A 25,942-nucleotide genomic window follows, 5' to 3' on the forward strand; every position below is an offset into this window, starting at 1 on the left:
TATCTCGTTTTGAAGCATGAAACCGTACGATTTGGGCACGAATCAATGGAAACACCCCTTATCAAGAACATTTGTTCTATATATCGCGATTATACCACACATACGTTCCTGTTTGGGGAATATTTCCGCATCAAAATGACGAGAACAAATACATGCTTCCCTACCTATCTCCAGCGAAGAGGTTCGGGAACGGCGTCATTCATCTCCCACCTGCTTCGCTGAGGAAGGAGACTTCTGACGCAAGTTGTTAAATTTCGGTTCGTTTTCGATTGCCTGCAGCAGTTGCTCAACTGTCTCTATTTCGTACATTTGCATTTTTTGGACGCCGGAAGCCTCGTATCTCAGTATGTACATCGTCTCATCCTTGCTGTAGCTGACATTGCCGACTTGGTGGTCTTGGGTCAAGATATCCCGAAAAAACTCCTCCGTATCCCGTGCGGACCGGTCGTCAGGTCTGGCATCGGCAACGACTTTGATCTGCAGCCAATTAAACAGGGCATCACTCAGCTTCATACCTTTCCCCCTCTATTTGATTCTCATCCGAACGATCACCAAAATGAGGACTGCCACAAACAAGGCGCTGCGCACGGGAAGCGTAATGTCCAAAATCCCGAATATCAGGGAGCCCGCGAACAGAGAAATGAGCAGCAGCGCCGTTTTCAAGATCGGCATGCGAATCCGGGTGGCAAATCCCAGATAGTAAATAATAATTAGATAGACAAAGATGATGTATGTACGAACAGAATCAGCCCACAGGCGAAACTGGTCGTAAAAAGTCAGCGTGCCCGTCGGCTCGTACGTCGAGGCTAAATCAAACCACTCCATTGCTGTTCCTCCTTGTTCCCACCTGCCGTTTTAGCTCCGCAGATCACGCAGATAGACCATCTCTTCTGCGTACTCCTGTTCGTCGCTGACCGGAGTCTCCAGAATGACAGGGAGATGCTGGAACTGGTCACAGGTGAGAAATTTGGCAAGGGCCTCGCTGCCGATCTCCCCCTGTCCGATCTTTTCGTGCCTGTCTTTTTTGCTGTCAAACGGCGCTTTGCTGTCATTAAAATGAATCGCAGCCAGCTGCTCCAGATACCCCGAATTCTCCATCTGTTTGACCAACTCGTCGAACGATTCCAGATTCCACTGGCCCGCTGCAAACGAGTGGCAGGTATCAAAGCAAAAACCGATTTTGTCGGGGTGTTTTACCGCTCCGCGGATCTTCATGAGATCATCGACTGTCAGGCCCAATTCAGAGCCTTGTCCGGCAGTGTTTTCCAGGAGCAGCTTGACCGGTCCATCGTATTGATCCAGGATCAAGTCAAGTGTCTCGATCATCCGGTTCGTTCCGTATTCCTCTCCTTCGCCGACGTGTTTGCCGCAGTGGACAACGGCACCGATGGCGCCATACGCTTCGGCAATGTGCAAATCCTCGACGATCGAACGGATCGTCACTTCCTGCAGATCCGGTTTTGGCGTAGAGAGGTTGGTGATATACGGGGTATGGCAGACCAGGGTAATGTCATGCTCCTGCATCAGGGCCACCCCTTTTGCCGCATCGTCGTAATCTACTTTCTTCGGCCTCAAACCGCGCGGGTTTTTCGTAAAGACCTGAAACGATTCGGCTCCAAGCTCAAGGGCGCGCTTCACCGCATGTTCAAGTCCTTTGGCAACGCTGATATGGCATCCGATCTTCAACGGGTTCACCTCAATCGAGAAAAAATGTAATGGTTTCCACGTTTACTTTAACAGTTGAACGAAAGCCTGTCAAAGCAGGCAAAACCGAGGACAATGGCGATTAAATGAATAGGGAAACGGCGCTGTACATCAACAAGAGTCCCATCACAACCGAGACGGTTCTTTCGTATTTGGTCAAAAACGTCTGAAATGCTGCACCAAAGAACGCCCAGCTCGACGTTGACAATAAGCCGACAAAACCGAGAAATAACGAAAAGAGCAGCAGGCTTCCCTTCGAATCGTAAACGGGGATGATAAAGGTAGAGATTACGGTAATCGCATATAAAATGGCTTTGGGATTGACAAACTGCAAGATCATTCCCGAGGAGAAGGAGTTGTGTTTTTCATTGTGGTCTTCTTCTTTGCCGGATGATTTCGACATGATTTTAACGGCCAGGTACAGCATGTACAGTCCTCCCAAAATGCTCATCCCCATCCTGACTTTTGGGATCAAGCCAAATAGAAGAAGATGAAAGTAATTGCTTAGCAGAGAGAGAACGGCAGTCCCGACGGCTACCCCGAAAATGAACCTGAGCGTTTTTCTGAAGCCAAACTTGGCTGCGTACGCCATCGACATGATGTTATTGGGGCCGGGTGTAAACGAGGTGACGAAAACATACAGCAAAAAAGAAGCCCAGAGCATGTATGATCATTCCTTTCGTGTGCTATAATGATCAAAAAGTTCACTTTAACGTATGTGCACTATGATTGTATAATATGGTCGTTATCAAGCACAACAGGAGGTTTCAAATTTGTGGATCAGATTCATCTTGTGCTTGCGGAAAATATAAAAAATCTGCGGGCAATGAAAAAACTAAGCTTGGATAAGGTTGCAGAAATGACAGGGGTAAGCAAGACGATGCTGGGTCAAATTGAACGCGGCGAATCTAATCCAACGATTAATACGGTGTGGAAAATCGCAAATGGTTTGAAGATTTCTTTCACTGAATTAATGAACCGGCCACAACCCGATACGGTCGTCGTTACCAAAGATGACATGCAAACGTTGCAGGGGGATCATGGCAGGTTCCGTGTCTTTCCTTACTTTCCCTTTGAGGAAGGCAGGCGGTTTGAAGTTTATTCCGTCGAAATTGATCAGGGAGGGGATTGGCGCGCTGACGCCCACGGACCGGGAACGGAGGAGTTTATTACCGTATTTGACGGTGAGCTGACGGTTAGAATCAATGACGATGTATATACCGTAAAGGCCGGCGAGTCGATCAAATTCAAGGCAGACAAGCCGCATGCTTATCATAATCCCGGCGATTCCCTGACGCGGATGAGCATGGTCATATTCTATCCGTGAGCGAAGATCATAAGAAAACCCGAGCCGCTTATGCTGCTCGGGTTTTTCATCGTATTCAAGCTTGCGGTTGGGTTTCCCAGCGTCTTTGTTTGGCGTAGCGTTCCCGATCCGACTTGGAGAGGTACTTCTTGCGCAGACGGACGGATTGCGGCGTCACCTCGCACAATTCGTCGTCGTTGAGGTATTCCAGCGCCTCTTCGAGCGACAGGGTGCGCGGCGTCTTCATTTTGACTGTCTCGTCCTTGGTGGCGGAACGCACGTTGGTCGCATGTTTTTCCTTGCACACGTTGACGGTGAGGTCGTTGTCCCGGCTGTGTTCGCCGACAATCATCCCTTCGTACACTTCCGTCCCGGGCGGAATGAACATCACGCCGCGGTCTTCGACGGACATCAGGCCGTAAGTGGTAGCCGTACCCATCTCGCTGCTGATCAGCACGCCCGCACGCCGTCCGCCTACTTCTCCTAACACAAGCGGTCGGTAACTGTCAAACGAGTGGTTCATGATTCCGTAACCGCGGGTAATCGTCAAGAATTCTGTTCGATAGCCGATCAGTCCCCGCGAAGGGATCAAGAATTCGAGACGGACTTGTCCGAAGCCGTTGTTGATCATGTTCACCATCTCGGCTTTGCGCATGCCAAGCGTCTCCATGACAGATCCGGTGTGTTCTTCCGGCACGTCAATAATCAGGCGTTCCGTCGGCTCCATTTTTTTGCCGTCAATCTCGCGCACGATAACTTCCGGCTTGGAAACGGCCAGTTCGTATCCTTCCCTGCGCATATTTTCCACGAGGATGGACAGGTGAAGTTCACCGCGGCCGGAAACGATAAACGCATCAGGCGAATCGGTCTCCTCAACCCGCAGCGAAACATCTGTTTCCAGCTCAGCCATCAGCCTGTCGCGCAGCTTGCGGGATGTCACGTGCTTTCCTTCGCGTCCGGCAAACGGGCTGTTGTTTACCAGAAACGTCATCTGCAGGGTCGGTTCGTCTATTTTCAGCAGCGGCAGCGCATCAGGGTGATCGGCGTGGCAAATCGTCTCGCCTACGTTGATGTCCTCCAAACCGGCAATCGCGACGATGTCGCCGGCACGGGCGCTCTTTTGCTCCACGCGCTGCAAGCCGGAAAAGCCGAACAGCTTTTGCACCCGCATCTTCTTCATAGTGCCGTCGCGCTTTACGACCGCTACTTGTTCGTTAATGTCAATCTTGCCGCGGTAAATGCGTCCAATGCCGATCCGGCCGAGAAAATCGTTGTAGTCCAGAAGCGTTACCTGCATTTGCAGCGGCTGTTCTTCATCTGCATCGGGAGCCGGGATGTGTTCGACGATGACGTCAAACAATGGTTTCAGGTCGCCTTCCAGCTTATCCGGTTCCATCCCGGCAATGCCGCGCAGCCCTGAGGCGTACACAATCGGGAATTCCAGTTGATCTTCGGTGGCATCAAGGTCAATGAACAGGTCGTACACTTCATTGATGACTTCCTGGGGACGGGCATTCTCGCGGTCTACCTTGTTGACTACCACGACCGGGGTCACGCCCGCTTCCAGGGCCTTGCGGAGCACGAAGCGGGTCTGCGGCATGCACCCTTCAAAAGCGTCGACAATCAACAACACCCCGTCTACCATGCTCATAATTCGTTCTACTTCACCGCCGAAGTCAGCATGGCCAGGGGTATCCAAAATATTGATCGTATACTCTTTGTATTGTACAGAAGTTGTTTTGGCTAAGATGGTGATTCCGCGTTCTCTCTCCAAATCGTTGGAGTCCATCATCCGCTCTTCCACATGCTGATTGCTGCGGAACGTTCCGGATTGAATCAATAATTTATCCACCAGCGTCGTCTTTCCGTGGTCGACGTGGGCTATAATCGCTACATTTCGGATATCGTGGCGTTTCATAAGTTCCCCCTTTTTTTCCGTACACTCCATAATAACAGGAAATGCGTCTTGGACACAATGTAAAATCATTTCCGTTTCATCTGGGGCACAGTTCCTGTGTAATCTGCCGCCTGCCGTGCACACTACAAATGGAGGTGGCAAACAACATGAAAAAGCTGATCGTTTCACTTGCCTGTCTGGCACTTGTCACTCTGTTTTCTGCCTGCGGCACCCACCGCGCTGTAGGCCCCAACCCGGGTACCAAGACACAAACCTATCCCGGCACGTATACTCACGTACCCGGTACGTATAAACAGAGCGCTGTCAACCGGGGTGATTACATTCCGTTTGAATACCACCGCAGCAATAACGCCACCGGCATCCCGTACCACAATACAGGGTTCATGGCGGATGGCAATCCGGGTACCCCTTACACTTCCCAAAGCGCAACCGGTCATCGGTTTTCCTTTAACCAAAACCTTGCCGATCGCATGGTAACCGCCGCTCAAAACGTCCCTGGCGTCACCAAAGCCACAGCCCTGGTCCGCGGCAGCGACGCCATCATCGGCATTCGCACGAGGATGGCAGCGGCTGATGTGAGACAGCGGAACGTGATTGAGCGCCAAGTGCACAATGCAGCCCGAGCGATCGCGCCTTCTCACAATATTCGCGTAACCTCTGACCTCGGCATGATAACCCGGATTGACGGGTTGAACCACAATCTGCGAAATTACGGAATAACCTCGGGTCCGACTGCCGTAACCAGCAATTTGACCGGTGCAGCGACTGATTTCGGTTCCATGCTGCGGGATTTGGGCCGTACGGTTACAGCGCCGTTTCGGTAAAAAGCACTTGAACAGCAAAAAAGGGTCTGTTCCCAGTAGGTTTCTACTGAACAGTCCCTTTTCACCATTTGCGATCCTTGAATTATACAAGTGCCGTGTAGCGATTCTCCGGACAGCACTCTTTTAAGTGCAAGCGCTGCTTCACTTCCTTGTTGACCAAATACTTGGGGTACTCGCCGTACAGCAGCACATCGGCAACCCCCATCGCCGCCTTGGTTCTCATCTCCGCAGCGGCTTCTTCCGAATACCAGGCGACATGGGGCGTCAAAATCACGTTTTCCATCGCGAGCAGCGGGTTGTCCGGCGGGATCGGTTCACACTCGACCACATCCAGTGCCGCTCCGGCACTCCTGCCCGCCTGCAGCGTTTCGATCATCGCCCGTTCGTCGATCACCGGCCCCCTCGAGGTGTTGATGACGATCGCTCCTGCTTTCAGGGCGGCTAACTGCTGCTCCCCGATCATCCCTTCCGTCGACTGGGTCAGCGGCGCATGAACCGAGATGAAATAGGCGCTTGCACACAGCTCATCCAGGGTGACCAGCTTTACCCCGCACGCTGCCGCCGCCGCTTCCGGAACATACGGGTCATAGGCGATGACGCGCAAGCCGAGCGGTTTCGCCTTTTGGGCCAGCACTTGCGGGATATTTCCAAAGCCGACCAGCCCGAGCGTCCTGCCCCGCAGCCTGACAATCGGCTGAGTCACCTTGAAATCCCAGCACCCGCTCTTGACGGCTTGATGGGCGACGGTAACCTTGCGGGTCCATGCGAGCATCAGCGCGAGGGCGTGATCGGACACTTCGTCCCTGCAGTAATCCGGCACGTTGGCCACACAGATCCCTTTTTCCGTCGCCGCCGGCAGATCAACCGTGTTGACGCCAACGCCGTAGCGGGTGATCACCCGGCAGGCTTCCAGCCGTTCGATCACCTTGCGGCTGATCGGGGCGTACTGGTTGATCAGTGCGTCGGCATCCCGGCAAGCTGCGATCACGTCTTCCTCCGTCCGGCATTGTGCAGGGACCAGTTCGATCTGCTCGCTGTGCAGCACCTGCTCTTCATATCGCAAATCGTCGTACTCCCAGTCTGTANGGCATCCCGGCAAGCTGCGATCACGTCTTCCTCCGTCCGGCATTGTGCAGGGACCAGTTCGATCTGCTCGCTGTGCAGCACCTGCTCTTCATATCGCAAATCGTCGTACTCCCAGTCTGTAACGACAACCTTCCACTTCCGCATTCCGCTTCCTCCTCAGGTTAACCGGTTCAACCTACAGCGATAAATACTTGCTCTTCATTGCATCCAGCAGCACGGCGACGAAGATCATCAAACCTCCCGCCATCGTGACGAAGTACGAGGAGATCCCCAGCACCTGCAGACCAATTTGAATCAGGGTCAGAAGCAGAACGCCTCCCAGTACGCCAAACGTTTTACCCTTTCCTCCAGTAAGGCTCACTCCCCCGATGACCGCGGCGGCAAGTGTGTACATCAACAAATCCTGGCCGAACGTCATCGTCACCGCACCCATATACGCCGCCAGCAAGTATCCGGAAAATCCGGCAAACCCGCCGCAGATCGTGAATGCGTAAATTTTGACGCGTGTGACGTTGATTCCGCTGACAAAAGCACTTGACGGGTTGCCGCCGGTGGCAAACAAGCTTCTGCCGAAAACGGTTCGCTTCCATATATAGTCGACGACAAAATAGACCAGCAAAAATGGAAACGGCAGCACCGGGATGCCTGCGATCGTTCCCTGTCCGATCCAGGTAAATTGTGCAGGGAAGTTGACGATCGATCTGCCTTGGGTCAAAGCCATTAAACCGCCTTGCAAAATCAACCCCATCGCCAGCGTTTCAATCAAGGCTGCCGCCTTTAATTTGGCGACGAGGATGCCGTTGACAAAGCCGGTCAACACACCAAATGCGACAATGACGACGACGGCTAAGTACCAGGGCAAGCCGCCGTTCATCAAATAGGTGCCCAGTCCGGCGCTGAATGCCAGCACCCCGGTAATCGACAAGTCTATTTCGCCAATGATCAGAACATGGGCGATGCCCGCCGTCAAAACGCCTAGCACAGCGGTCTGAATCAAAATATTCTTGAGAATGCTGACGGAAAAGAAGGACGTCTCCATCAAACCCATGACTACAATACCCATGAACAGCAGCAGCCAGACAACATTGTCGGCAATCATGCGGATATAGCCGGCCCCAGACTGATTTTTCCTTTGCTTTTGCAGCAGCACATCTGGACTCTTCACGCTCAAGACGCTTCACCTGCCTTGGATGTATCCCTTAATCGGACGATTTCTTCGGAAGTAAAGCCCGTATTGGCCACTTCCCTGACCGCCTTGCCGCCGTCGAAAAAGACAAGCCTGTCGGCGACCCTCAGCAATTCGTTGTAATCATTCGTATGGTACAAGACAGCCAGGCCTGTTTGCGTCAACTCATCGATGATCGACAGGATCTCTTCCCTGCTTTGCACGTCGATCCCGACTGTGGGTTCATCCAGGATCAGCACCTTCGGATCGCAGCTAAGAGCTTTTGAAATGACCACCTTTTGTTGATTCCCGCCGCTCAAATAGCCAATCGCTTCTCTGATGGAATGGGCTTTTACCTTCAACTGCTCAAAGTAATCCTGGGCGATCTTCTTCTCTTGTTCGCGGTCAAGCCGGCCGAACCGGTTCGCCAATTTGCTCTTGAGGATGGAGAGTGTCGTATTTTCTTTGATCGACAGCAAAGGAACAATTCCCTCCTGGTGCCGGTCGGACGAAACGTACACGATTTTTTCCTGCAGGGCCTGCTCGGGTCTGTCCGGATAAGAGACTCGCTGTCCGTCCATATGGATCTCGCCCCCTTCGAGCGGATTCAAACCAGCCAGCGACCTGCACACCTCTCTCGCACCCGAGCCGGGAAACCCGATCAGGCCGATAATCTCGCCGCGATAAAGCTGGAATGACACCCCGTTCAGCCCGGGACCTGCAAGCTGGTCGCACGCCAGCACGACTTTTTCTGCTTGTCGCTTTCCCCGGTTTTCACGAACGCACAGTTTGACGTGATCTCCGATAATCAGGCGGGTCAGCATGGCTTCATCCACATCCCGGCCTTTATAACCGGTAAACCCGAGACCGTCGCGCAGGACCGTAATTTGATCGCACAGCTTCAGAACTTCTTCCAAATAATGGGAAATAAAGATAAACCCGGTTCCTTTCTCTTTTTGTCTGGTGACAAACTCAAACAGGCTGTCCCGCTCTTCCGCGGACAATGCCGTTGTCGGCTCATCCAAAATGATCAATTTCGCTTTGCTGAACAAGGCTCTGACCATATTCAGCTTGCGTTGGTTGACCAGGGAGAGTTCCTTCGCCTTCGCATTCAGATCGAGCTGCAGCTTGTATTCGTCAAGAGCCGACTGTGCCGCCTCAAACATCTTTTTTCGATCAATCCATCCCCGCTTCGTCTCCGGCCAGATTCCCAGAAATATGTTTTCCGCTACGGTAAATTCGGGGATGACCGCGGCATGCTGGGGAACGACGTAAATGCCGATCCCCTGCCGGGCAACCACGCGGAGTGGATTGATGTTGGCGCCTGCAAACAAGACGTCTCCCTCGTAATCGTCTACTGCGCCTTGGAGGATTTTCACCAGTGTCGTTTTGCCGGCTCCGTTCTTGCCGACCAGACCGTGAATTTCTCCTTCCGCCACTTTAAAGCTGATCTCGTCTAAAACCTTTTTTGCTCCGTAGCTCTTGCAGATACCGGAAACCTCCAGCACCGTCCCATCCCCCTCCTGATCAACTGTTGGCCCGTGGTTAATATTTGAGGTTGTATTCGTTCCAGGCGACATTGCCCCAATGCGAAGCATCGTCCACGTTGGATTTGTCGATCACATACGGTGAAATGACCATGTGGGGGCCGACGTTGTCTACCGTAATTTCCGCTTCCTTCCAATAGTACTTGTCGTTTTGGTATTTGGCTGGGATCGGTTTGCCTTGGAGCACGTAATCGTGCAGCATCTCGACGGTAATTTCTCCGTACGCGACGCAGTCCTGGTTTACCGTTGCGTCATACCAGCCCTCTTTGATTCTTTGCAGCGCGATTGGTTCTGCATCAATCGTCACGATGATGACATGCCCCTCCTCGCCAACCTTTTTCAGCATGTTGGTCTGCTTCAGCGCTTCGTAAATTCCCATCGCCGGATTGTCGCTCGGCGCGTGCGCAGCATCGATCTTTCCGTACTTGGCGATCGCATTCAGTGTAGCGTCCTGCGTTTTGCGCAGGTCTCCTTCGGCGGGAACGGACACATAGGTGATCTGAGGGTACTTTTTGATCGTATCATCAAAGCCTTCCTTGCGGGCCCGCCAGGCGGAACTGGACATCGCCCCGTAAGCGTTCAAAACGACCCCTTTTTCCTCCCCGTACTTTTCCTTCAGCTTTTTGACGATTTCCTCCGCGGCCAGCACTCCTGCCTTGTAATTGTCAAAGGCGATGGTAAAGTCGACGTCTCCCCCGGTTGTCGGCGTGTCGAAGATGGCTACGGGAATTCCCGCTTGTTTGGCCTGATTGACGGCGGTTACAAGACCTTCGCTGTCATTGGGATCAGAGATGATCGCCAACGGCTTCTTGTTGATGAAATTGATAAATTGGTTGGTCTGTTTGGCCGAATCGAAGTCGGCCACGGCCGACTCGAAATCCCAGCCGTACTCGGTCGCTTTCGCTTTTGCCGCTTCCTGCATGGCGACAAAGGCATAGTAGTTTAAACTTTTATGGGAAAGGGCGATCAGCCCTTCCTTGGGAGGCCCGTCTGCAGCTGTTGGCTGCCCGGGTGACGTATCCCCATTTTGGCTGGCCGGGCTTGCCTGGCCGCCTCCAGCGGCAGGTTCCGTTTGCCCGCAGGCAGTCAAGAACAGGGAAACCGCCAAAACGGTACTGAAAATCATCAGAGACAGCGGTTTGTTCATCTTCGTTCCTCGCTTTCGCCGAAAGTTTTCGCTCATTTGGTTAAGCCATAACTCCCCTGAAGACAATGCTCTTGATTTGCGTCACTTCTTCCAGCGTATAAGCGGTTCCCTCGCGCCCGATACCGCTCTTTTTATACCCTCCGAAGGCGCTGCAATAAGGACGGTAACAGGTTCCACCATTCAAGGAGACGATTCCGGTCTCGATCGCGTTGGCCGCTTGAAAGGCCTTCCGAATGTCCGAAGTAAAAATCCCGGCGTTTAAACCGTAATTTGATTGGTTGGTGATGGCGATCGCTTCATCCAGTTGTTCAAAGGAAAGCAAGGCAAATACGGGTCCGAAGATTTCCAAATCCTTCGCCACATCCATCTCCCGGGTCACGCCGTCCAGCACGGTAGGTTCAATAAACGTGCCATTTACCCGTTTGCCGCCCAGGATGATTTTCGCTCCCTGTTCGACGGTGTGTTGGATTTGCTGCTCCACTTTGATAGCCGCGCTTTCATTGATCAGCGGACCGACATCGGTGGATTCTTCCAGTTGATTGCCAAGGCGTTTTACCGCCAATTCCTGTACCAGCTTGTGTTTGAAGGAGTCGAACACAGTCTGCTGAACGAGGATGCGCTTGTTGGTGCAGCATACCTGGCCGTTGGCGAGCAGGCGCCCCTCGATCGCATGCCGGACTGCCGCGTCAACGTCGCCATCCTCACATACGATCAGGGCGTCGTTGGCTCCCAGCTCGAGAAAGACGCGGGCCAGATTCTTCGCGCCGCTTTGATACACGCTGGTTCCCGTCTCTGTACTACCGGTAAAGCTGATCGCGTTGACCAAAGGACTGTTGGCCAGATAAGCTCCCACTTCTTCTCCGTACCCTGTGACAACCTGCAGGACATGACCGGGAACGCCCGCTTCGTGAAGCATTTCCGCCAAACGGATAACCGTCAGCGGATCGTCCTCCGGCGGCTTGACAATCATTGCATTCCCGCCCGCGAGTGCCGCCCCCGCCTTGTGGGCGAACAGTTCGGCGGGGAAGTTAAACGGAATGATTCCGACAATCACGCCCAGCGGTTCCCGTTTTGTGATCATCAGGTCGCTCTCCAATCCCGCCTGGATCTCGAGCGGGATCGTCTGGCCAAACAACCTGCTCGCCTCTTCCGCGAACCCCTCGAACAGACCCGCCACGGTATCGATCTCCGCCCTGGCGTTGCCGATCGTCTTCCCGTTTTCGGCGCTCAACAAGCGCGCCAGCTCTTCGCGATTGGCCCGCACCTGGGCTGCAAAACGCTTGAGAATGTCCACGCGCTTGTGCACCGGCATCGAGGCCCAGACTTTCGCTCCTTCCACCGCCGCTTCCAGCGCTTCCTGAGCGTCCTGCCAGTTGGCTTCAGGCACCGTATCGATCAAAGACATATCTGACATGTTGCGTACTTCAATCACCTTTTTGCTGGCCGCGTCCCGTTTTTCCCCTTTGATCAGCATTTTCATCCAAACATGCCTCCTTTATTTTCTTCCTGGTTTCAAGAGAGCTCCATCCACGGGTCGATCGCTACCTTGATCACCTGTTCCTCTCCGTCCAGGCGATACTCTTTTTTGCTCATTCCCAAAATCGCTTCTTCAATCCGGTTTAACGGCAGCTTATGGGTGACCAGCAGATCATACGGCAATTCCATCCGCTCGATCATCGACAATGTCATTTCCATATGTTCCACATCGCTGCCCCAGACGCCGTGAATGTCGGCATGATTTCTCAAGATATGCCAGTGCGGGTTGACCTGGGTCGGCCCGACGTCGGTAAAGTGTCCCAGCTCCACGTACTTTCCTCCGTCCCGAAGGTAGGAAAGCCCTTCCGGTACGGCCGCCGGGAAACCGGTGCACTCCACAACCATGTCGGGGCCGCGGTTCCCTTTCGTTTCGCTTTTCACCAGGCGTTTCCGTTCGTTCGGGTCGCGGACTTCTTCGATATTGATGAGCACATCGGCGCCAAGGCGCTTTGCCAATTCCAGCCGGCGCTGCGGGCCGCCGACAGCGATCACCTTGGCTGCTCCCGACCGCTTCGCAAAGGCTATTGCGCCGAGTCCGATCGCCCCCGTCCCCTGCACAACCACCGTGCTCCCAAAGCGGACTCCCCCGGCCTTTTGGAAACCGTATACGCAGATCGACAGCGGCTCGGTTAGCACGGCTATGTGCGGCTCCAGATCGGTTTTGAAAAAGGACGTATTGGGATACTTCATGTGGACATACTGGCTGAATCCCCCCGAGAGCAGGTGCGGTTCCTTGTTGGGCACAAATCCGTAGGCCTTCATGTTGGAGCAGCGGGTAGGTATTTTCAAAATTTTGCAATAATAACATTGACCGCAGCTGACTCCAGGCACCACCACGACACGGTCCCCTTCTTTGACGGCTCTGCCGTTGGAATCCTCAGTAACCCCTTGGCCCAGCCTTTCGATGATTCCGCAGAATTCGTGTCCCATCACAATCGGATATTCGACTGTGTTCAGATGTCCGTAGTACATGTGAACATCCGTGCCGCAGACGCCGGCGTATTCCGTCCGTAAAATAAATTCCCCTGCTTTTGGATCGGGCACTTCGTATTCTTCGATGACAAATTTCCCTTCAATCCCATCCAGTACAGCTGCTTTGGATAACAATCCCATATTCATCCTCCTTACGTCATTCGCTTAGATCCGGCACAAGAATCACCTTGATTGCTTTTTCATCGCGGTTGGCGGCACACTGCAAGCCCCTGTATGCCTGATCCAGAGAAAATTCGTGGGTAATCAGCTTTTCGATCGGATAGCGGCCGCCAGAAATGATCCGGATTGCCGCTTGATAGGCTCCGGCGCTCAAAAACGACGTTTGCAATTTTACTTCTTTAAAGGTCATCTCCGCATCGGTATGGATCGGCACTGTTTTATTGCCCGTCAATCCGACGTAATTGACCACTCCTGCAGTTCTGGCATAATGCAGGCTGTCGATTTGTCCGGAGACGGTTCCCGCTGTTTCAAATACAATGTCCGCCCCCCTCCCGCCGGAATACGCCCGGACTTTTTCCCGGGCATTCTCCTGCCGGAAGTCTACGGCGAAGTCCGCTGCCAATTCTTTTCCCAGCGCCAGCCGCTCCTCCCGGGTACCAACCAGGATCACGCATCCGGCGCCGGCTGCTTTCGCCGCGACGGCCGTCAGCAAGCCGATGGGGCCCGCGCCGATCACGGCCACACAGTCTCCGAGCCTCGGCGGCGTCAGATGAACGGCCCTTACCGCAACTGCCAACGGTTCGACCAGCACTGCCCGGCGCAGGGGGACATGCTCCGGGATGCGGTGGACAATGGCATTTGGCGGAACAAACAAGTATTCGGACCAGCCTCCGTACAAGGACGGCGCACGCGTCATGCTGATGTTGCAGCCGTATTGCCTTCCCTCGCTGCGGTCCTGCAGGCACAGGTTGTAGCGTCCCGCTTTGCAGTACTCGCATTCCCAGCAGGGCAGTATCATCTCCACCGCCACCCGATCGCCGATTCGGACCTGGTGCCGCTCTGCCGCCCCCTCTCCCATCTGTGCCACCCTGCCGATAAATTCATGGCCGGGAATCAGCGGATAAGGCTCCCCCCAGTCGCCGCGGAAAATGTGGAGATCCGAACCGCAAATCCCGCACATTTCGACCTTGATCAGCATTTCTCCTCTGCCAAGCCCGGGCAGGGGAAACGATCTGATTTCCAGCTGTTCCTTCGCGGAAATCACGGCTGATTTAACCGCTTTCATTTGATCCCTCCCTTCGTTAGCTCCAAATATACCGGTCGGGCGGGAGGCAAAAAACAAACGTCTTTACCGTTTTGGTGCATTATCATTCGATCGGCTCAGGCTGCGTCCAGCCGCTTGCAAAAAGGAGGACGATTTTCCGCTGCAAAGTGGCCCATTTTTTACGAGGAGTGCCGCAATTTGTTTTTGAACCTTCGCGGGGATATCCCCATCGACCGCTTGAACATTTTGGTGAAGTATTTCGGATCGTTAAACCCTACCCGCTCGGCAACCTCCCAAATTTTCAGATCCGTTTGGGCAATCAATTCCTTGGCTTTTTCGATGCGAATGCGAACGAGATAATCGACGAAACTGAGTCCCACGGATTTTTTAAAAGTGGAGCTGACATAGCTCTTGCTCAGCCCTACATGTTCCGACAGATCGTCTAACGTGATTTCTTTAAAATAATTTTTTTCGATAAAATGTACCGCATCTTGAATCATTTTGCTGACACCAGAAAAGTAGATCGTCTGCCTCTGTTCCAATTGGTCAATGCCGGTTAAAAACCACTGAAGCAGCTCCTCCAGTGTCCGTTTTTCCTTGATATTTTCCACGTAATCAAATTGATTGGCGCCCCAATGGAGCAGGGTCAAACTTGACGTCTGCTTGCTGTCCATAATGATGCTGACCATCTCGCTAAACAGAGATTTGACCGCCCTGACAGGCACTTTTTGCTCCCGGCACGCGTGCAGCAGCTGCCGGCACTGCTCGCGTATCCCGTTCCACTGGTGCAGTATCGCCAATTGCTTGAATTGCGACAAGTCGATCAGTTCGCCGTCCGGGGCTTCAGGCAGGGTGATCATGTCAACGGCCACCTTTGCTCCGAAGCCGTGATAAAAGGTGCAGTATTCCCTGGTTTTCAACAAGTGAGGCAGCTTTTGCAGCAAGCTGGCCTGATTGTAGGACTTGCCGTAGTACAGATTCAGCTGCGGGAAACAATCGCGCTTCAGCATGTCCCAGACGGATTGCAGCAGTTTGTGCTGCTGTTCCAGCCCTTCCTGCTCGCTTTTTTGCTCGGGGAGCCGTGCGGAGACAAAAAAGGCTTCCTCGAGCGGAAACAGAATCCATTTTTCTCTCGGAAGCAGCTTCGCAAAGATATTTTCCAATCGCGGCAAGGCGATCCCGGTCTCGCTGGGCAGTTCAATGACCATGAGCAATTGCAAAGAATCAAACCAATCCAGTTCCAGCATGCCGTCTTGTTCACCCGCCTTGGCGGGAAAATACTTTTGTTCCAACAGCTGCTTCATCTTTTTTTCATACAGCAAAGGCAGTGTTTGCTCCACCTTGAGTTTCATCTGTTCAAAGACGTTTTGGCTCGCCTCGCTACGCTCCCATTCCCGTTTAAGTTTGCCCAGCACATGCTCCAGTTTCCCGTCTTCCATGTCCGTTTTCAGCAAGTAACCGGACGCGCCGATCTCCAGCGCTTCCTGCACGTATTCGAAGTCACTGTAGCAGGTCAATAAAATGACTTTTGTCTGGGGGCAGTATTCTTTTATTTTTCGCAGCAGCTCAATACCGTCGCATATCGGCATGCGAATATCGGTAATGACCAGGTCGATTTCATCCTGGCGCAAAATATCCCATGCCGCTTGCCCGTCTGGCGCGTCGGCGATTACTTCCATGCCAAACTTCTCCCATTCCACCAGCTTTCTCAGTCCTTTTCTGACAATCATCTCGTCGTCAACTAGCAGCACTCGTTTCATCATTGCGGCCCCTCTCTGTCTTGGTGATGTAAGGCAAAGTAATCAAGATCGTCGTTCCCTTCCCTACTTCACTGCTGATCGTCAGACCATACGGATCCTCGAAATAGAGCCTGATTTTTTCGTGGACATTTTTAATCCCGATACCGCTGGAGGTTTTTCCCTTGTCCGGGGTATGTAAAATGTGGTTCAAAACATGTGGATCAATGCCCTTGCCATCGTCCTCGATGATGATTTCCACTTGCACATCCAAGCGGTGGGCACTGATGCTGATCTTTCCTTTTCGATTGGAAAAAGCGTGAAAAAACGAATTTTCCACCAGCGGCTGCAGAATAAAGCGGGGGACAAGGCACTGCAGCAAATCAGGATCGATGTAGTAGCGGATGTCAACGTTTCCTTCATAACGGTATTTCTGAATCATCACGTAATCGTTTAAAAGCCCCAGTTCTTCTCCCAGCTGGTGAAGTTCACCCGTCGATTTCAGGCTTTCCCTCAGAAGCTTGATTAAACAAGTGAGCATTTCGCTGATCTGGGGAACATCGTGCAGTCTGGCCAGCCATTGCACCGAGTTCAACGTGTTGTACAAAAAGTGGGGGTTGATTTGATATTGCAGGGACTGCAGTTCCATTTCTTTCTTTTTTCGTTCGTTTTCAGAGATTTGTCCGATCAACCGCTCGATCTCCGTTACCATCTGATTAAAACTATGGCTAAGGTCGCCGATTTCATCGCGAGAGTCGATCCGCGTCCTGATCTGAAAATCTCCTTCCTGCACCCGGCTCATATCGCGCTGCAAGACTTTCAGCGGCTTGATAAAACGGTCGGACAGGGTCCACCCCAATACGATCGCGATCATCAGAAATACGCCGAGCAAAACAAAGACGGTTTCCTTGATCGATTGAAAACTGTGGGCAATTTTATCGTTCGGGATAAACGCTGCAACCTTCCAGCCGTTAATGAAATTCATCGCGTAAATGAAATTGTTTTCCTTGCCCAACGTGCGCAGCAGGCTGGTATTGGTGATGTACTGCTGCCCGGACCCGTCCCTTTGCGTCCCGTCGCTTTCGTAAATGATGCGGCCGTACTTATCGATTAACAGCAGGCTGCCGAGACTCTTTCGATTGGGACTGTCAAACAGAGACTGCAGGGTTTCCGCTTTCATCTCTATCATAATGGTGGCGGTTTGCGTCGAGTGGGACAGGTGGAAAGAATGCACAAGCGAAAGAACTTCATCCGGAGACGGGTTGTTGACGTAGTAATTCACCTGGTGAGGGCCGGTCCAGGTCTTTTCATCCGGTTTGTTTACTGCCCTTTGATACCATTCCTGCTGACGCAGCGCATCCAGATCCAAGTCGATCGCCGTCGTGAACACCTCCTCGCCAATAATCAAGTGAATTTCATCGATGAAGGTACGGTTGTTTTTTAAAGCCATGAGGAAATTTTTCAGTTCGCCGTGCAGCGAATCCGTTTGATCACGGTCTAGCAACAGCTGCGTTTCCTTCTGCCACTTTTCCTGATGGAATAGGGAAAAAATCTGGTAGTAGATCATGCGTGACATCAAATCCATCTCTTGCAGGTGATAGCTGATATTTTGATTTAACTGGTCAATCGCCCCTTGCGCATATTCCAAGACCTGCTGTTCCACGACCTTTTGCGACTTTTGATAAGGGATCAACCCCACCAGGACGATCGGCAGAATGCTGACAATGATGAAAAAAAACATGAGGCGAAGCTTTATGCTTTTTCGAAAGGGATCTGCCAATATGTTCAACCCTCATCTCCCCAAATCATCATTGATAGGTAATGCCCCAATCGTTAAATGCGATATTGGCCCAATGCCGCTTGTCATCGACATTGCTGCGGTCGAGACAGTACGGGGGCAGAATCAAGCTGGGTCCGCAAGCCAAACTGACAATTTCAGCTTCCTTCCAGTAATACCTGTTATTGGTATAAGATCCCAGTGGAACCTGACCTGCCTGGATCTGTTTTTCCAGCATTTCCACACATATCTCTCCGTAGGCGATCGGGTCCTGGGAAATGGACGCGTCCAGATACCCCTCTTTAATCCACTGAAGCGCGATCGGCTCACCGTCAATGGTGACAAAAAAAATATGTTCGGCGGAATCGGCCGGATAGAGTTTGTTCTTCGTTTTCAGCGCTTCATACACGCCGCGTGCCGGGGTTTCGGAAGGAGCGTGAATCGCGTCAAGTTGGGGCATCTGGGTCAGCGCCTCGATGGTCGCATCATACATCTTCATGATGTCGCCTTCTGTAGGGACGCTGAGCAAGCGAATGTCAGGATATCGATCCAGATATGCTTCAAAACCTTCCTTGCGCAAACGCCAAGCGGAACTGCTGAGCTGCCCGTAACAATTCAGCACGGTGCCTCTGGGTTTGCCATACTTTTGAACCAATAAATCAACGATGATGCCTGCCGCCATCTCCCCTCCCTTGTAGTTGTCAAAAGCGATGGTGATCGCCGCTTCTCCCCCACCTGTCAAAGGCGTATCGATTATGCCGACGGGAATGCTGTGGAGGCTGGCGGATTCCAAAGCGAGGGTAAAGCCTTCACTGTCGATCGGATCTGCGATGAGCGCCACAGGTTTTCGCTCTATAAATTCGGCGAGCTGTCTGCTTTGTTTTCCGGCGTCGAAATCGGCAACCAGAGCCTGAAACTCCCAGCCTCTTGCCAAGGCCGCCCGATTGGCTGCCTCCTGTTGAATGATATAGAAGTAGTAGCCGAGACTTTTGTTGGAAAAGGCCAAAAAATCCAGATCCGCTTGGGAAGTCTTCATAAAATCATCAATGGCATCTCGACTTGTCCACGACGACAACAAACCGCCTCCCAGCGAAATGCCCAATCCGGCAAAAGTCCATTTTGCACATTTTTTTAAAAATTCCCTCCGATTTATCGCTTCGTTTGGCATGGACCATCCCCCTGCTTCTTGGCATCATAGAAAAAGAAGGAAGATATTTTCAATGATGAAAATATTTCATTCAGTATAGCACTTCGGCTGAAAATGATAGTTGTCGTAATTTTTCAATAATGGTGGATTATTTTTCTATCCCCGAAAACAATCCGAATTTTTCCAAATAAAAAAAGACAGTGTTCTTCACTGTCTTCAGTCTGAAGAGATGGCTTTTTCGCTACTTCATCTTTCGCTTCATATATACTTGCTCCATTCCGGACGACTGAAAGCCCGCCTCAGCCAGAATACGCAGGACCGTCTCTTGGGAGGCCGGTTGGTTAAAAGTAGTACGGCGGCATGCCCGCTGCAGGGGAGCGAATACGTGCCCCAGGGCATAACGGATGATGCTCTCCTCGTCTTGGCGGCCCGGCCTGGCAGCGCATTGCCGCAGTACGATCGATGCGGCCTCACCCGTTTCATCCAACGTTCGCTTGTACAGGGCATAGCCGATGACTTCTTTGGCCTCATCCTCGACGAATACCGCTTCCCCGTCCCGGACACTCTGCCACTGATTTTGCCACGGTACATCTGACCTGTAGTAGGAAAGCGCCGCCGCCTCTTGAGGAATTCCCCGTCTGATGCGATAGGCCGATCCGGCGAGATCGCCAAACTCCGCACCCGACATCCCGTCCGTTCGCTCCCAAAAGACGAGCCGGTCTGTCACCTCATAACCGAGCTGCCGATACAAGGCAATCGCCCTGTCGTTTTGACTGACTGCCTCAAGAGTGGCTACGTCTACGCCTTCTTCCCGGTAAAGTTCCAGTGCAGCCTCCACCAGCCGGCGGCCGACTCCTTGCCGGCGGTACTCCGTTGCGACCCCAGTACCGCCGTTCCATGCTACCTTTTGACTGTTTATTGTGCGAATGCCGCTTGCCGCCAGGCCAACCGGTTCCCCGTCCGCAAAGGCTACCACGGATACGGATGGGGTATAGCCCTCCGCCGCCAGTCTTCCGATCAGACTTTCCACCGTCATGCTGACGGGAAAATAGTACCCTTCAAACCCCCGATTCCAGGCCTGTGTAATATCAGACAGGCTGCAGTCACACAACCGCTTTACGGTAATCATGCTATCACCTCGAAATCACAGATTTCGCATGGCAATCCCGTATCCCATTTGCTCGGACATTTCCTCTGCCGCCTCTTTCAACAGGTGGAGGAAATGCTCCAGTTCGCGGTCGTCGACACGGGACACGAGCGTGGAGATGCTGACCGCGGCGATGACCTGCCCGCTGTGATTCCAGATGGGGACGGCTATGCAGCGAACCCCAGGCTCATTCTCCTGGTTGTCGATGGCGTATCCCTGCTGACGGACCTTCGCAAGTTCGCTGCGGAAATCCTGTTCATTCGTGATCGTCTTGGAGGTATGGGCCGCATAGTGATAGCCAGCCAATATGCCCGACAGCTCCTTTTCACTCTTCCATGCGACTAGCACCTTGCCTACGCCGCTGGAGTGAACGGGAATTCTCCTGCCGATGCGGGAGTACAGAATCGTAGCCAGCGGTCCTTCCACCTTGTCGATGTAGACGCCCTCTTTGCCGTCCATGATGACAAGGTGAGTGGTTTGCCCTGTCTTCATAGACAGGTCGACTAAATACCTCTTGGCTACTTTCCGTATGTCTAGGCCATGGATGACAAAGTTCCCGCGCTCGAAAAGCTTCATTCCCAGCCGATACCTGCCGTTTTCGGGGTTTTGGTCGATGTAGCCGTACATCTGCAATGTTTTCAACAGGGAATGAACCGTGCTTTTATGCAACTGCATACGGGCGCTGATATCCGTGATCTTCAACTCCTGATCCTGTTCGTCAAAAAGATCGAGAATTTTCAGTGCACGTTCCACAGCTTGAATGATCGGCATGTTATCCATCCTTTTACGTCGTGGTTACGGAGTTGTTTGGTATTATCTTATCATAGAACGGCAGTCAATAAATCATCTTTTGTCTCCGCAATCCAATGGCGCTTGGCGGCCCCCGCCGGCATACATGACTTCGGCTTGGTAGTCAAGCACAGCCTCCTCCCAGACGCAGAGCGGAACCACTCCGTTCGCCGCATCCGTATGTCCGGTCAAGCGATTGCTGGCCGCCACCTGTCTTTGGCGCGTGCGAATGGAGGACAGCCGGCGATCAGCCAGCTCGGCTCTCTTGGCCTTGACCGGCTCAAAGGAAAATGCCAGTGTGCCGCTTTGCAAAGCGTTTTCGTCGACGAAGTGGATCTGCCGCTCCCGCAGATTGAGGTAGAGCAGATCCCCTGTCTGCAGGTACAAAATCCCCCCGCCTTCCGATGCCTCCGGCGTCATATGGCCAATCGCTGCCCCGTACGTCACTCCTGAGTAACGGCCGTCGCTGATCAGCGTCGCCAGCCGTTTCAGCCGGCGATTGGCATTGATATGCTGCATCGGGGTGAACATCTCCGGCATGCCAAACGCAATCGGTCCCTGTCCGGAGATGACGACCGAAATTTTCAATTCCCCGGAATCCGCCATTCGGTCAAACAGCAGTTCATCGCCTTCCGCATGCCAGTCTTCATAATGCTGGGGGGCATTGTGCCTCAGAACAGCCAACAGGGTTTCCCGCGGGAAGGTCCCTGCCTGTTTCACCTTCTCCAGCAATTGTGAATCCAGCAGACTGCGGTTGGCGTCATCCTCGTTTTCAAAGTAGAGGACAAAGGCGACTTTTTTATCGAACTCATCCAGTTGACTGGTCGTCATTCCGCTGATTTTTACCACCGCGCTTTCAAAAAAATTGCCGGTAAGCACATCCACTCCACTGAACGGACGGCGCGGAGCGGAGAGAATAATCGGATTGTCCTTCACGTGATCGGCCGACAAGCGTTCCTGATCGGCCAACCGCTCCCGCCAAGTGGTCCCGGTGACAGTAGGTGCATCCACATCCATCGGGACGCCGTTTTGCAGCAGCTCGTAAAAGAGCGTCTCCATCCCCCTGCTGCTGCCGCTGCAGCACTGCATCGCCAGGGCAAAGATATCCCGTCCCTGGGTCAAACTGTAGTCAAACAGATCGGGAACCGGATGCTCGTGGTGAATCCGGTCCAATTCCCGCAGGCTGAACCTGTAGCCGCCGTACAGCATTGCCGCGACGAGATGCATCATCAGATTGGTGGATCCGCCTGATGCGCTGTGGATGCGGATCGCATTGCGGATGTTGGCGGCAATCACATTGGCTGTCCCGAACGCCGGATTGTTGATCATCGCACCAAGGCTGTCAATCACCTGGTTCACCCGCTCCTGTTCGGGCGGGGCCGTCAAGAGCTCCACCGCGGGATGGACCAGGCCCAGTCCGGCGACGAGATGGCGGGAGCTGTTGCCTGTGCCGTTGAAAGCGCAAACCCCGCCTTTTCCGTCACAGGTGGCAACAGCCAGACGCTGTTCGTACTCTTTATGTGTTGTTTTGCTGATGATGCCGCGTTCCACTGCCCGTTCCAGCACGCCTTGGAAGGCCGTATTGGAGGAGCACTGCAGGATATAGGACATGGCGTCCCGCAAATCGTCGGCAATGTCAGGCGCTCCCCTCTCTTCCGCCGTCCTGGCCACCTGCTCCAGTTCGGCGAACAGCTCAGCCGGAATCGTCCCGCCTTGCAGGACGTGTGCAGGGGCAAACGTGGCGAATACCGGCGCTTCTCCCCGATACCGGCGGATCCGGTCCAGGTGGGCCAGCGCGCTGACCACGCCGAGCGGCTGCTTGTCACAGCCTTGGATGACGAACGCGCCATGGTAGCTGTGGGCTTCCATCTGGTTTACCACCATCTGCGCGACCGCGTTGCGGCTTTGCAGGGAATAGCTCATTCCCTGGTTGCTCTGGGCCGTGCCGTCGCACATCACGGGCGTGGAAAAGTAGAACGGAACGCCGCCGTTTTGCCAGATGCGGACAGCGGCCCGGCTGGATGTCTGAAAATCCATGATATGGGCCGGATGATCCGCAGATCCGCCGATAATCGCGATCCGGGGCGCGTTTTCCTCAAGGCGGTTGTAGATTTCCTCTAAAGTCCAGTCAGGTGCCGGACCCTCGTAGGACGAACCGAGAATTTGCTTTGCCCGATCCAACAGTCCGGCTACGCAGATCGGTTCGTTTGCTTTGCCTTGAACGTTGTCGCGGTAAGGGTTGACCTGGTTGTAGATCGGGGGAAATCGTTTGGACATGGCATAGCTCCTCCTTGCGAAACAGTCGTTTTTCTTCCATTCGGCCAGCCGGCCGGCTTCATTCCGAAAAGTTCATGACTTGGAGATCGGACAGCACCTCGATGTCTTCCCGTTCCCTTGCCTCCGGCAGCAGGCTTTCGGAAATCCAGATCTCTCTCAGGTGAAGCGTATTTTCGATGCGAACGAGCCGCACGCGATCCAGATCAAAGGCAGTACACGTCTTGATCGCAGCCTTCACTGCAAGTTCTCCCGTTTCGAGAAACATCGGCAGTTTGACCATTTCGACTACCGTGCTGGTCAAAGCGTTGGCATACCCCTTTGCCCAGTCGATTTCTTCAAAGACTCTTCGCGTGGTGATATCCGCCATGCCGATTCCGTTGGCGTTGCCGTGGGTTCTTTCGCTCAGACCGAGAACGACTGTGCGGGCCGCCCTTACGCCGCCGCTGGCAAACGGCGTCCCAAAGCGCCCGGTAATATTCGGGTCCATGCCGTCACCGGAGATGTCCTTGCCGATCTCGTCAACCACCAGCACATCGAGCGGGTCAAACAGGATCCTTGGCATTAGGGCTTTCGCCTCCAAAAGCAGCTTCGGCTCTTCATCAGCCAGCTTCTCCGCGGGAATCGCGACGATCCTGGCCGGCCGCTCAAAGGCGTTTTCAATCGTGCCGACGCCAAAGATGATCGGCGTCCTGGCGATCATCACCTTGGCCATTTCCTGCACGTGCTCCGCCATGTACTTAAAGCTGTAGGCATGGGCAGCGTCTGCGCCGCGCTGCTTGCCAAGGCCGATCGTGATCATTTTCATCAGCCCGCTCTCCACCGGGCCGCGAAACGCGGTATGGGGCTTAATCCGGTTGATCACAATGATCTTGTCCGCGGAATACGCGTTTTTGTCGATGTAAACGGGCAGGCCGTTAGGAAGTCTGCCCACCTCTACTACCTCCATGCTGGAGCAAATCGGCGCCTCGACGAACGCCTCTGTGACGCCCAGCGATTCCAGTACCTCCTGCTGTCCCTCTGCGGTAGCTCCCCCGTGGCTGCCCATCGCCGGCACGATAAAGGGATGGCCGCCGGCTGCCTTAACCGCTCTCACCACTTCCCTCGCGATGGCGGCAATCTCGGCGACGCCGCGGCTCCCGACTGCGATGGCTACCCGGTTCCCGGGCGCTATGCGCGAGAGCACACCCGCTTCTCTAACCTCCCGGCGGACGGCATCCGCCACATCTGGCAATTCGGGTGCGTCAAAGTGCTGTCTCACTTTGGCCATCCGGGGAATCCGGATATCGCGAAGCAGCTCTGCGATGATCTGCATGCTCCTCTCCTCCTTTACTTCCGCGCCTTGGCTACCTCGTCGTACATCTCCTTGACGAGATCCTCGCCGATTTCCTTGGCAAATTTGTCGATCACGGGCTTGATGATTTCCTTCATGCGCTCCTTTTCCTCTACGGATACCTCGTTGACCTGCATGCCGGCTGCTTTCAAATCATCCAGCGCTTTTTGGTTCTCCGCGCTGTTCAGTTCACGCTGGTAGACACCTGCCTCAACAGCCGCATCCCGTAAGATTTGCTGCTCCTCTACGGAAAGCTTATCCCAGAATTTTTTGCCGACGAGGAAGACGAACGGTGTATAAACGTGCTTCGTCAGGCTGAGATAGGGCTGCACCTCGTTGTATTTATTCGATTTGATCGTGGCCAGCGGGTTCTCCTGACCGTCGACCGTGTGGCTTTCCAACGCGCTGAACACTTCCGAGAAGGCCATCGGCGAGGGATTGGCGCCCAGCGCCTGAAACGCTTCGAGATGCACCTGGTTTTGCATGGTGCGGATCTTCAGGCCCTTGAAGTCTTCCGCTTTCGCTACCGGATGCCTGCTGTTGGTCAGATTGCGGAAGCCGTTTTCCCAGTAGCCCAAACCGATCAAATTGTGTTCCGGCAGCTTCTCCAGCAGCTTTTGGCCCAGTGGGCCGTCCAGCACGGCATGTGCTTCCTTTTCTTCGTTAAAGACAAACGGAAAATCAAAAATAGCGTACTCCTTGATATTGCCCACCAGCGGCGAGGTAGAGGGGATGGTGATCTCCTGCAATCCGGCCTGCAGGGCTTCCGTCATTTTTTTGTCATCCCCCAGCTGGGCTGCGTAATAAGGCTGTACTTTCAGCTTTCCGCCGCTCTTTTGACTGACCAATTCAGCAAATTTTTTCAATCCCTGGCCTTCCGGGTGATCCTCATTCAGCCCGATCCCCGCCTTGATCGTCCGCTCCTGGATGCCTGTTGCGGCCGACGGCGGTGAAGACGCTGCCGGGCTTTCCTTCCCTCCTCCGCAGCCTGCCAGCAAAAGCAGCGCTGCAGCGGTGCAGCCGATGACTGTGTGATGAAGCCATGTTTTCACATTGATCCCCCCAACGTTTTTCTTTTTTTCCTTTTTAAACAAGCTCCGCGTAGCGATTCTCCGGACTGCTCTCTTTTAAGTGCAGGCGCTGCTTCACTTCCTTGTTGACCAAATACTTGGGATACTCGCCGTGCAGCAGCACATCGGCAACCCCCATCGCCGCCTTGGCCCTCATCTCCGCAGCGGCTTCCTCCGAATACCAGGCCACATGCGGCGTCAAAATCACGTTTTCCATCGCGAGCAGCGGGTTGTCCGGC

The 25,942-nt window shown here is 53.5% G+C and carries 22 protein-coding genes and 1 pseudogene; 2 read left to right on the top strand and 21 right to left on the bottom strand.

Translation table 11 applies throughout. The features are described from left to right. Positions 1–195: 195 nt before the first annotated feature. The 4 genes from ACI7RC_RS26360 to ACI7RC_RS26375 all read right to left on the bottom strand — a co-directional run bounded on the left by ACI7RC_RS26360 (position 196) and on the right by ACI7RC_RS26375 (position 2,368). A complete protein-coding gene (locus tag ACI7RC_RS26360) occupies positions 196–513 on the bottom strand; it encodes a hypothetical protein (RefSeq protein WP_408111137.1) in 318 nt (105 codons plus the stop codon). A gap of 12 nt (positions 514–525) precedes the next feature. After that, complete coding sequence (locus ACI7RC_RS26365; protein ID WP_408111138.1) at positions 526–825, bottom strand: YlaH-like family protein; 300 nt, start codon at positions 823–825, stop codon at positions 526–528. Positions 826–855: 30 nt separating this feature from the next. After that, positions 856–1,695 carry a deoxyribonuclease IV gene (locus ACI7RC_RS26370; protein ID WP_408111139.1) on the bottom strand — a complete coding sequence of 280 codons (840 nt, stop codon included), beginning with the start codon at positions 1,693–1,695 and terminating at the stop codon, positions 856–858. A gap of 91 nt (positions 1,696–1,786) precedes the next feature. After that, a complete protein-coding gene (locus ACI7RC_RS26375) occupies positions 1,787–2,368 on the bottom strand; it encodes a LysE family translocator (protein WP_408111140.1) in 582 nt (193 codons plus the stop codon). A 111-nt stretch (positions 2,369–2,479) separates the two neighbouring features. Between ACI7RC_RS26375 and ACI7RC_RS26380 the strand changes: the two genes are divergently transcribed. Beyond that, positions 2,480–3,031 carry a helix-turn-helix domain-containing protein gene (locus ACI7RC_RS26380; RefSeq protein ID WP_408111141.1) on the top strand — a complete coding sequence of 184 codons (552 nt, stop codon included), beginning with the start codon at positions 2,480–2,482 and terminating at the stop codon, positions 3,029–3,031. Between the two features lie 55 nt (positions 3,032–3,086). On the opposite strand, the gene typA is transcribed toward ACI7RC_RS26380, so the two are convergent. Then, complete coding sequence (typA, locus tag ACI7RC_RS26385) at positions 3,087–4,928, bottom strand: translational GTPase TypA (RefSeq protein WP_408111142.1); 1,842 nt, start codon at positions 4,926–4,928, stop codon at positions 3,087–3,089. A 146-nt stretch (positions 4,929–5,074) separates the two neighbouring features. Here typA and ACI7RC_RS26390 point away from each other — a divergent pair, with 146 nt between their 5' ends. Next, complete coding sequence (locus ACI7RC_RS26390; protein WP_408111143.1) at positions 5,075–5,752, top strand: YhcN/YlaJ family sporulation lipoprotein; 678 nt, start codon at positions 5,075–5,077, stop codon at positions 5,750–5,752. An 82-nt stretch (positions 5,753–5,834) separates the two neighbouring features. Here the strand turns inward: ACI7RC_RS26390 and ACI7RC_RS26395 are convergent, their stop codons facing one another. From ACI7RC_RS26395 to ACI7RC_RS26470, 16 genes and pseudogenes are all read right to left on the bottom strand, one after another. Beyond that, a complete protein-coding gene (locus tag ACI7RC_RS26395) occupies positions 5,835–6,881 on the bottom strand; it encodes a C-terminal binding protein (protein WP_486303987.1) in 1,047 nt (348 codons plus the stop codon). 132 nt (positions 6,882–7,013) lie between these two features. Continuing rightward, on the bottom strand, positions 7,014–8,003 hold the full coding sequence (locus tag ACI7RC_RS26400; RefSeq protein WP_408111158.1) for an ABC transporter permease: 990 nt from the start codon (positions 8,001–8,003) through the stop codon (positions 7,014–7,016). A gap of 2 nt (positions 8,004–8,005) precedes the next feature. Beyond that, positions 8,006–9,511, bottom strand: coding sequence for a sugar ABC transporter ATP-binding protein (locus tag ACI7RC_RS26405; RefSeq protein WP_408111145.1), 1,506 nt, complete (start codon positions 9,509–9,511; stop codon positions 8,006–8,008). A 37-nt stretch (positions 9,512–9,548) separates the two neighbouring features. Then, positions 9,549–10,697 (bottom strand): sugar ABC transporter substrate-binding protein, encoded by a 1,149-nt coding sequence (locus ACI7RC_RS26410; protein ID WP_408111146.1) that lies wholly within the window; start codon positions 10,695–10,697, stop codon positions 9,549–9,551. Positions 10,698–10,737: 40 nt separating this feature from the next. Further along, positions 10,738–12,177, bottom strand: coding sequence for an aldehyde dehydrogenase family protein (locus ACI7RC_RS26415; protein WP_408111147.1), 1,440 nt, complete (start codon positions 12,175–12,177; stop codon positions 10,738–10,740). A 32-nt stretch (positions 12,178–12,209) separates the two neighbouring features. Beyond that, complete coding sequence (locus ACI7RC_RS26420) at positions 12,210–13,346, bottom strand: zinc-binding dehydrogenase (RefSeq protein WP_408111148.1); 1,137 nt, start codon at positions 13,344–13,346, stop codon at positions 12,210–12,212. A gap of 16 nt (positions 13,347–13,362) precedes the next feature. Continuing rightward, complete coding sequence (locus ACI7RC_RS26425) at positions 13,363–14,451, bottom strand: zinc-dependent alcohol dehydrogenase (protein WP_408111149.1); 1,089 nt, start codon at positions 14,449–14,451, stop codon at positions 13,363–13,365. Positions 14,452–14,609: 158 nt separating this feature from the next. Next, positions 14,610–16,193: a response regulator transcription factor gene (locus ACI7RC_RS26430; protein WP_408111150.1), complete on the bottom strand. Its 1,584-nt coding sequence runs from the start codon at positions 16,191–16,193 to the stop codon at positions 14,610–14,612. After that, positions 16,168–17,955 (bottom strand): cache domain-containing sensor histidine kinase, encoded by a 1,788-nt coding sequence (locus ACI7RC_RS26435; protein WP_408111151.1) that lies wholly within the window; start codon positions 17,953–17,955, stop codon positions 16,168–16,170. Before ACI7RC_RS26435 ends, ACI7RC_RS26430 begins: the two co-directional genes overlap by 26 nt. A gap of 19 nt (positions 17,956–17,974) precedes the next feature. Further along, positions 17,975–19,111, bottom strand: coding sequence for a sugar ABC transporter substrate-binding protein (locus tag ACI7RC_RS26440; RefSeq protein WP_408111152.1), 1,137 nt, complete (start codon positions 19,109–19,111; stop codon positions 17,975–17,977). A gap of 220 nt (positions 19,112–19,331) precedes the next feature. Further along, complete coding sequence (locus ACI7RC_RS26445; RefSeq protein ID WP_408111153.1) at positions 19,332–20,219, bottom strand: GNAT family N-acetyltransferase; 888 nt, start codon at positions 20,217–20,219, stop codon at positions 19,332–19,334. Positions 20,220–20,234: 15 nt separating this feature from the next. After that, positions 20,235–21,008: an IclR family transcriptional regulator gene (locus ACI7RC_RS26450; RefSeq protein ID WP_408111154.1), complete on the bottom strand. Its 774-nt coding sequence runs from the start codon at positions 21,006–21,008 to the stop codon at positions 20,235–20,237. 72 nt (positions 21,009–21,080) lie between these two features. Continuing rightward, complete coding sequence (locus ACI7RC_RS26455) at positions 21,081–23,303, bottom strand: dihydroxy-acid dehydratase domain-containing protein (RefSeq protein WP_408111155.1); 2,223 nt, start codon at positions 23,301–23,303, stop codon at positions 21,081–21,083. A 58-nt stretch (positions 23,304–23,361) separates the two neighbouring features. Beyond that, positions 23,362–24,615, bottom strand: a complete 1,254-nt coding sequence (locus tag ACI7RC_RS26460) for a nickel pincer cofactor-dependent isomerase, group 22 (RefSeq protein WP_408111156.1) — start codon at positions 24,613–24,615, stop codon at positions 23,362–23,364. Between the two features lie 14 nt (positions 24,616–24,629). Next, complete coding sequence (locus ACI7RC_RS26465; RefSeq protein WP_408111157.1) at positions 24,630–25,685, bottom strand: TRAP transporter substrate-binding protein; 1,056 nt, start codon at positions 25,683–25,685, stop codon at positions 24,630–24,632. Positions 25,686–25,719: 34 nt separating this feature from the next. Further along, positions 25,720–25,942: pseudogene (locus tag ACI7RC_RS26470) on the bottom strand (C-terminal binding protein); the annotation flags it as partial.

The sequence above is a fragment of the Brevibacillus sp. B_LB10_24 genome (genome assembly GCF_046036945.1).
Classification (GTDB): Bacteria; Bacillota; Bacilli; order Brevibacillales; family Brevibacillaceae; genus Brevibacillus_C.

Bases quoted from the DNA above. Each gene is read 5' to 3' on its own strand.
- ACI7RC_RS26365 (WP_408111138.1), bottom strand. From the start codon at position 825: ATGGAGTGGTTTGATTTAGCCTCGACGTACGAGCCGACGGGCACGCTG.
- ACI7RC_RS26445 (WP_408111153.1), bottom strand. From the start codon at position 20,219: ATGATTACCGTAAAGCGGTTGTGTGACTGCAGCCTGTCTGATATTACA.
- ACI7RC_RS26420 (WP_408111148.1), bottom strand. From the start codon at position 13,346: ATGGGATTGTTATCCAAAGCAGCTGTACTGGATGGGATTGAAGGGAAA.
- ACI7RC_RS26375 (WP_408111140.1), bottom strand. From the start codon at position 2,368: ATGCTCTGGGCTTCTTTTTTGCTGTATGTTTTCGTCACCTCGTTTACA.
- ACI7RC_RS26390 (WP_408111143.1), top strand. From the start codon at position 5,075: ATGAAAAAGCTGATCGTTTCACTTGCCTGTCTGGCACTTGTCACTCTG.
- ACI7RC_RS26430 (WP_408111150.1), bottom strand. From the start codon at position 16,193: ATGATGAAACGAGTGCTGCTAGTTGACGACGAGATGATTGTCAGAAAA.
- ACI7RC_RS26415 (WP_408111147.1), bottom strand. From the start codon at position 12,177: ATGAAAATGCTGATCAAAGGGGAAAAACGGGACGCGGCCAGCAAAAAG.
- ACI7RC_RS26410 (WP_408111146.1), bottom strand. From the start codon at position 10,697: ATGAACAAACCGCTGTCTCTGATGATTTTCAGTACCGTTTTGGCGGTT.
- ACI7RC_RS26440 (WP_408111152.1), bottom strand. From the start codon at position 19,111: ATGCCAAACGAAGCGATAAATCGGAGGGAATTTTTAAAAAAATGTGCA.
- ACI7RC_RS26450 (WP_408111154.1), bottom strand. From the start codon at position 21,008: ATGCCGATCATTCAAGCTGTGGAACGTGCACTGAAAATTCTCGATCTT.
- ACI7RC_RS26425 (WP_408111149.1), bottom strand. From the start codon at position 14,451: ATGAAAGCGGTTAAATCAGCCGTGATTTCCGCGAAGGAACAGCTGGAA.
- ACI7RC_RS26455 (WP_408111155.1), bottom strand. From the start codon at position 23,303: ATGTCCAAACGATTTCCCCCGATCTACAACCAGGTCAACCCTTACCGC.
- ACI7RC_RS26360 (WP_408111137.1), bottom strand. From the start codon at position 513: ATGAAGCTGAGTGATGCCCTGTTTAATTGGCTGCAGATCAAAGTCGTT.
- typA (WP_408111142.1), bottom strand. From the start codon at position 4,928: ATGAAACGCCACGATATCCGAAATGTAGCGATTATAGCCCACGTCGAC.
- ACI7RC_RS26460 (WP_408111156.1), bottom strand. From the start codon at position 24,615: ATGCAGATCATCGCAGAGCTGCTTCGCGATATCCGGATTCCCCGGATG.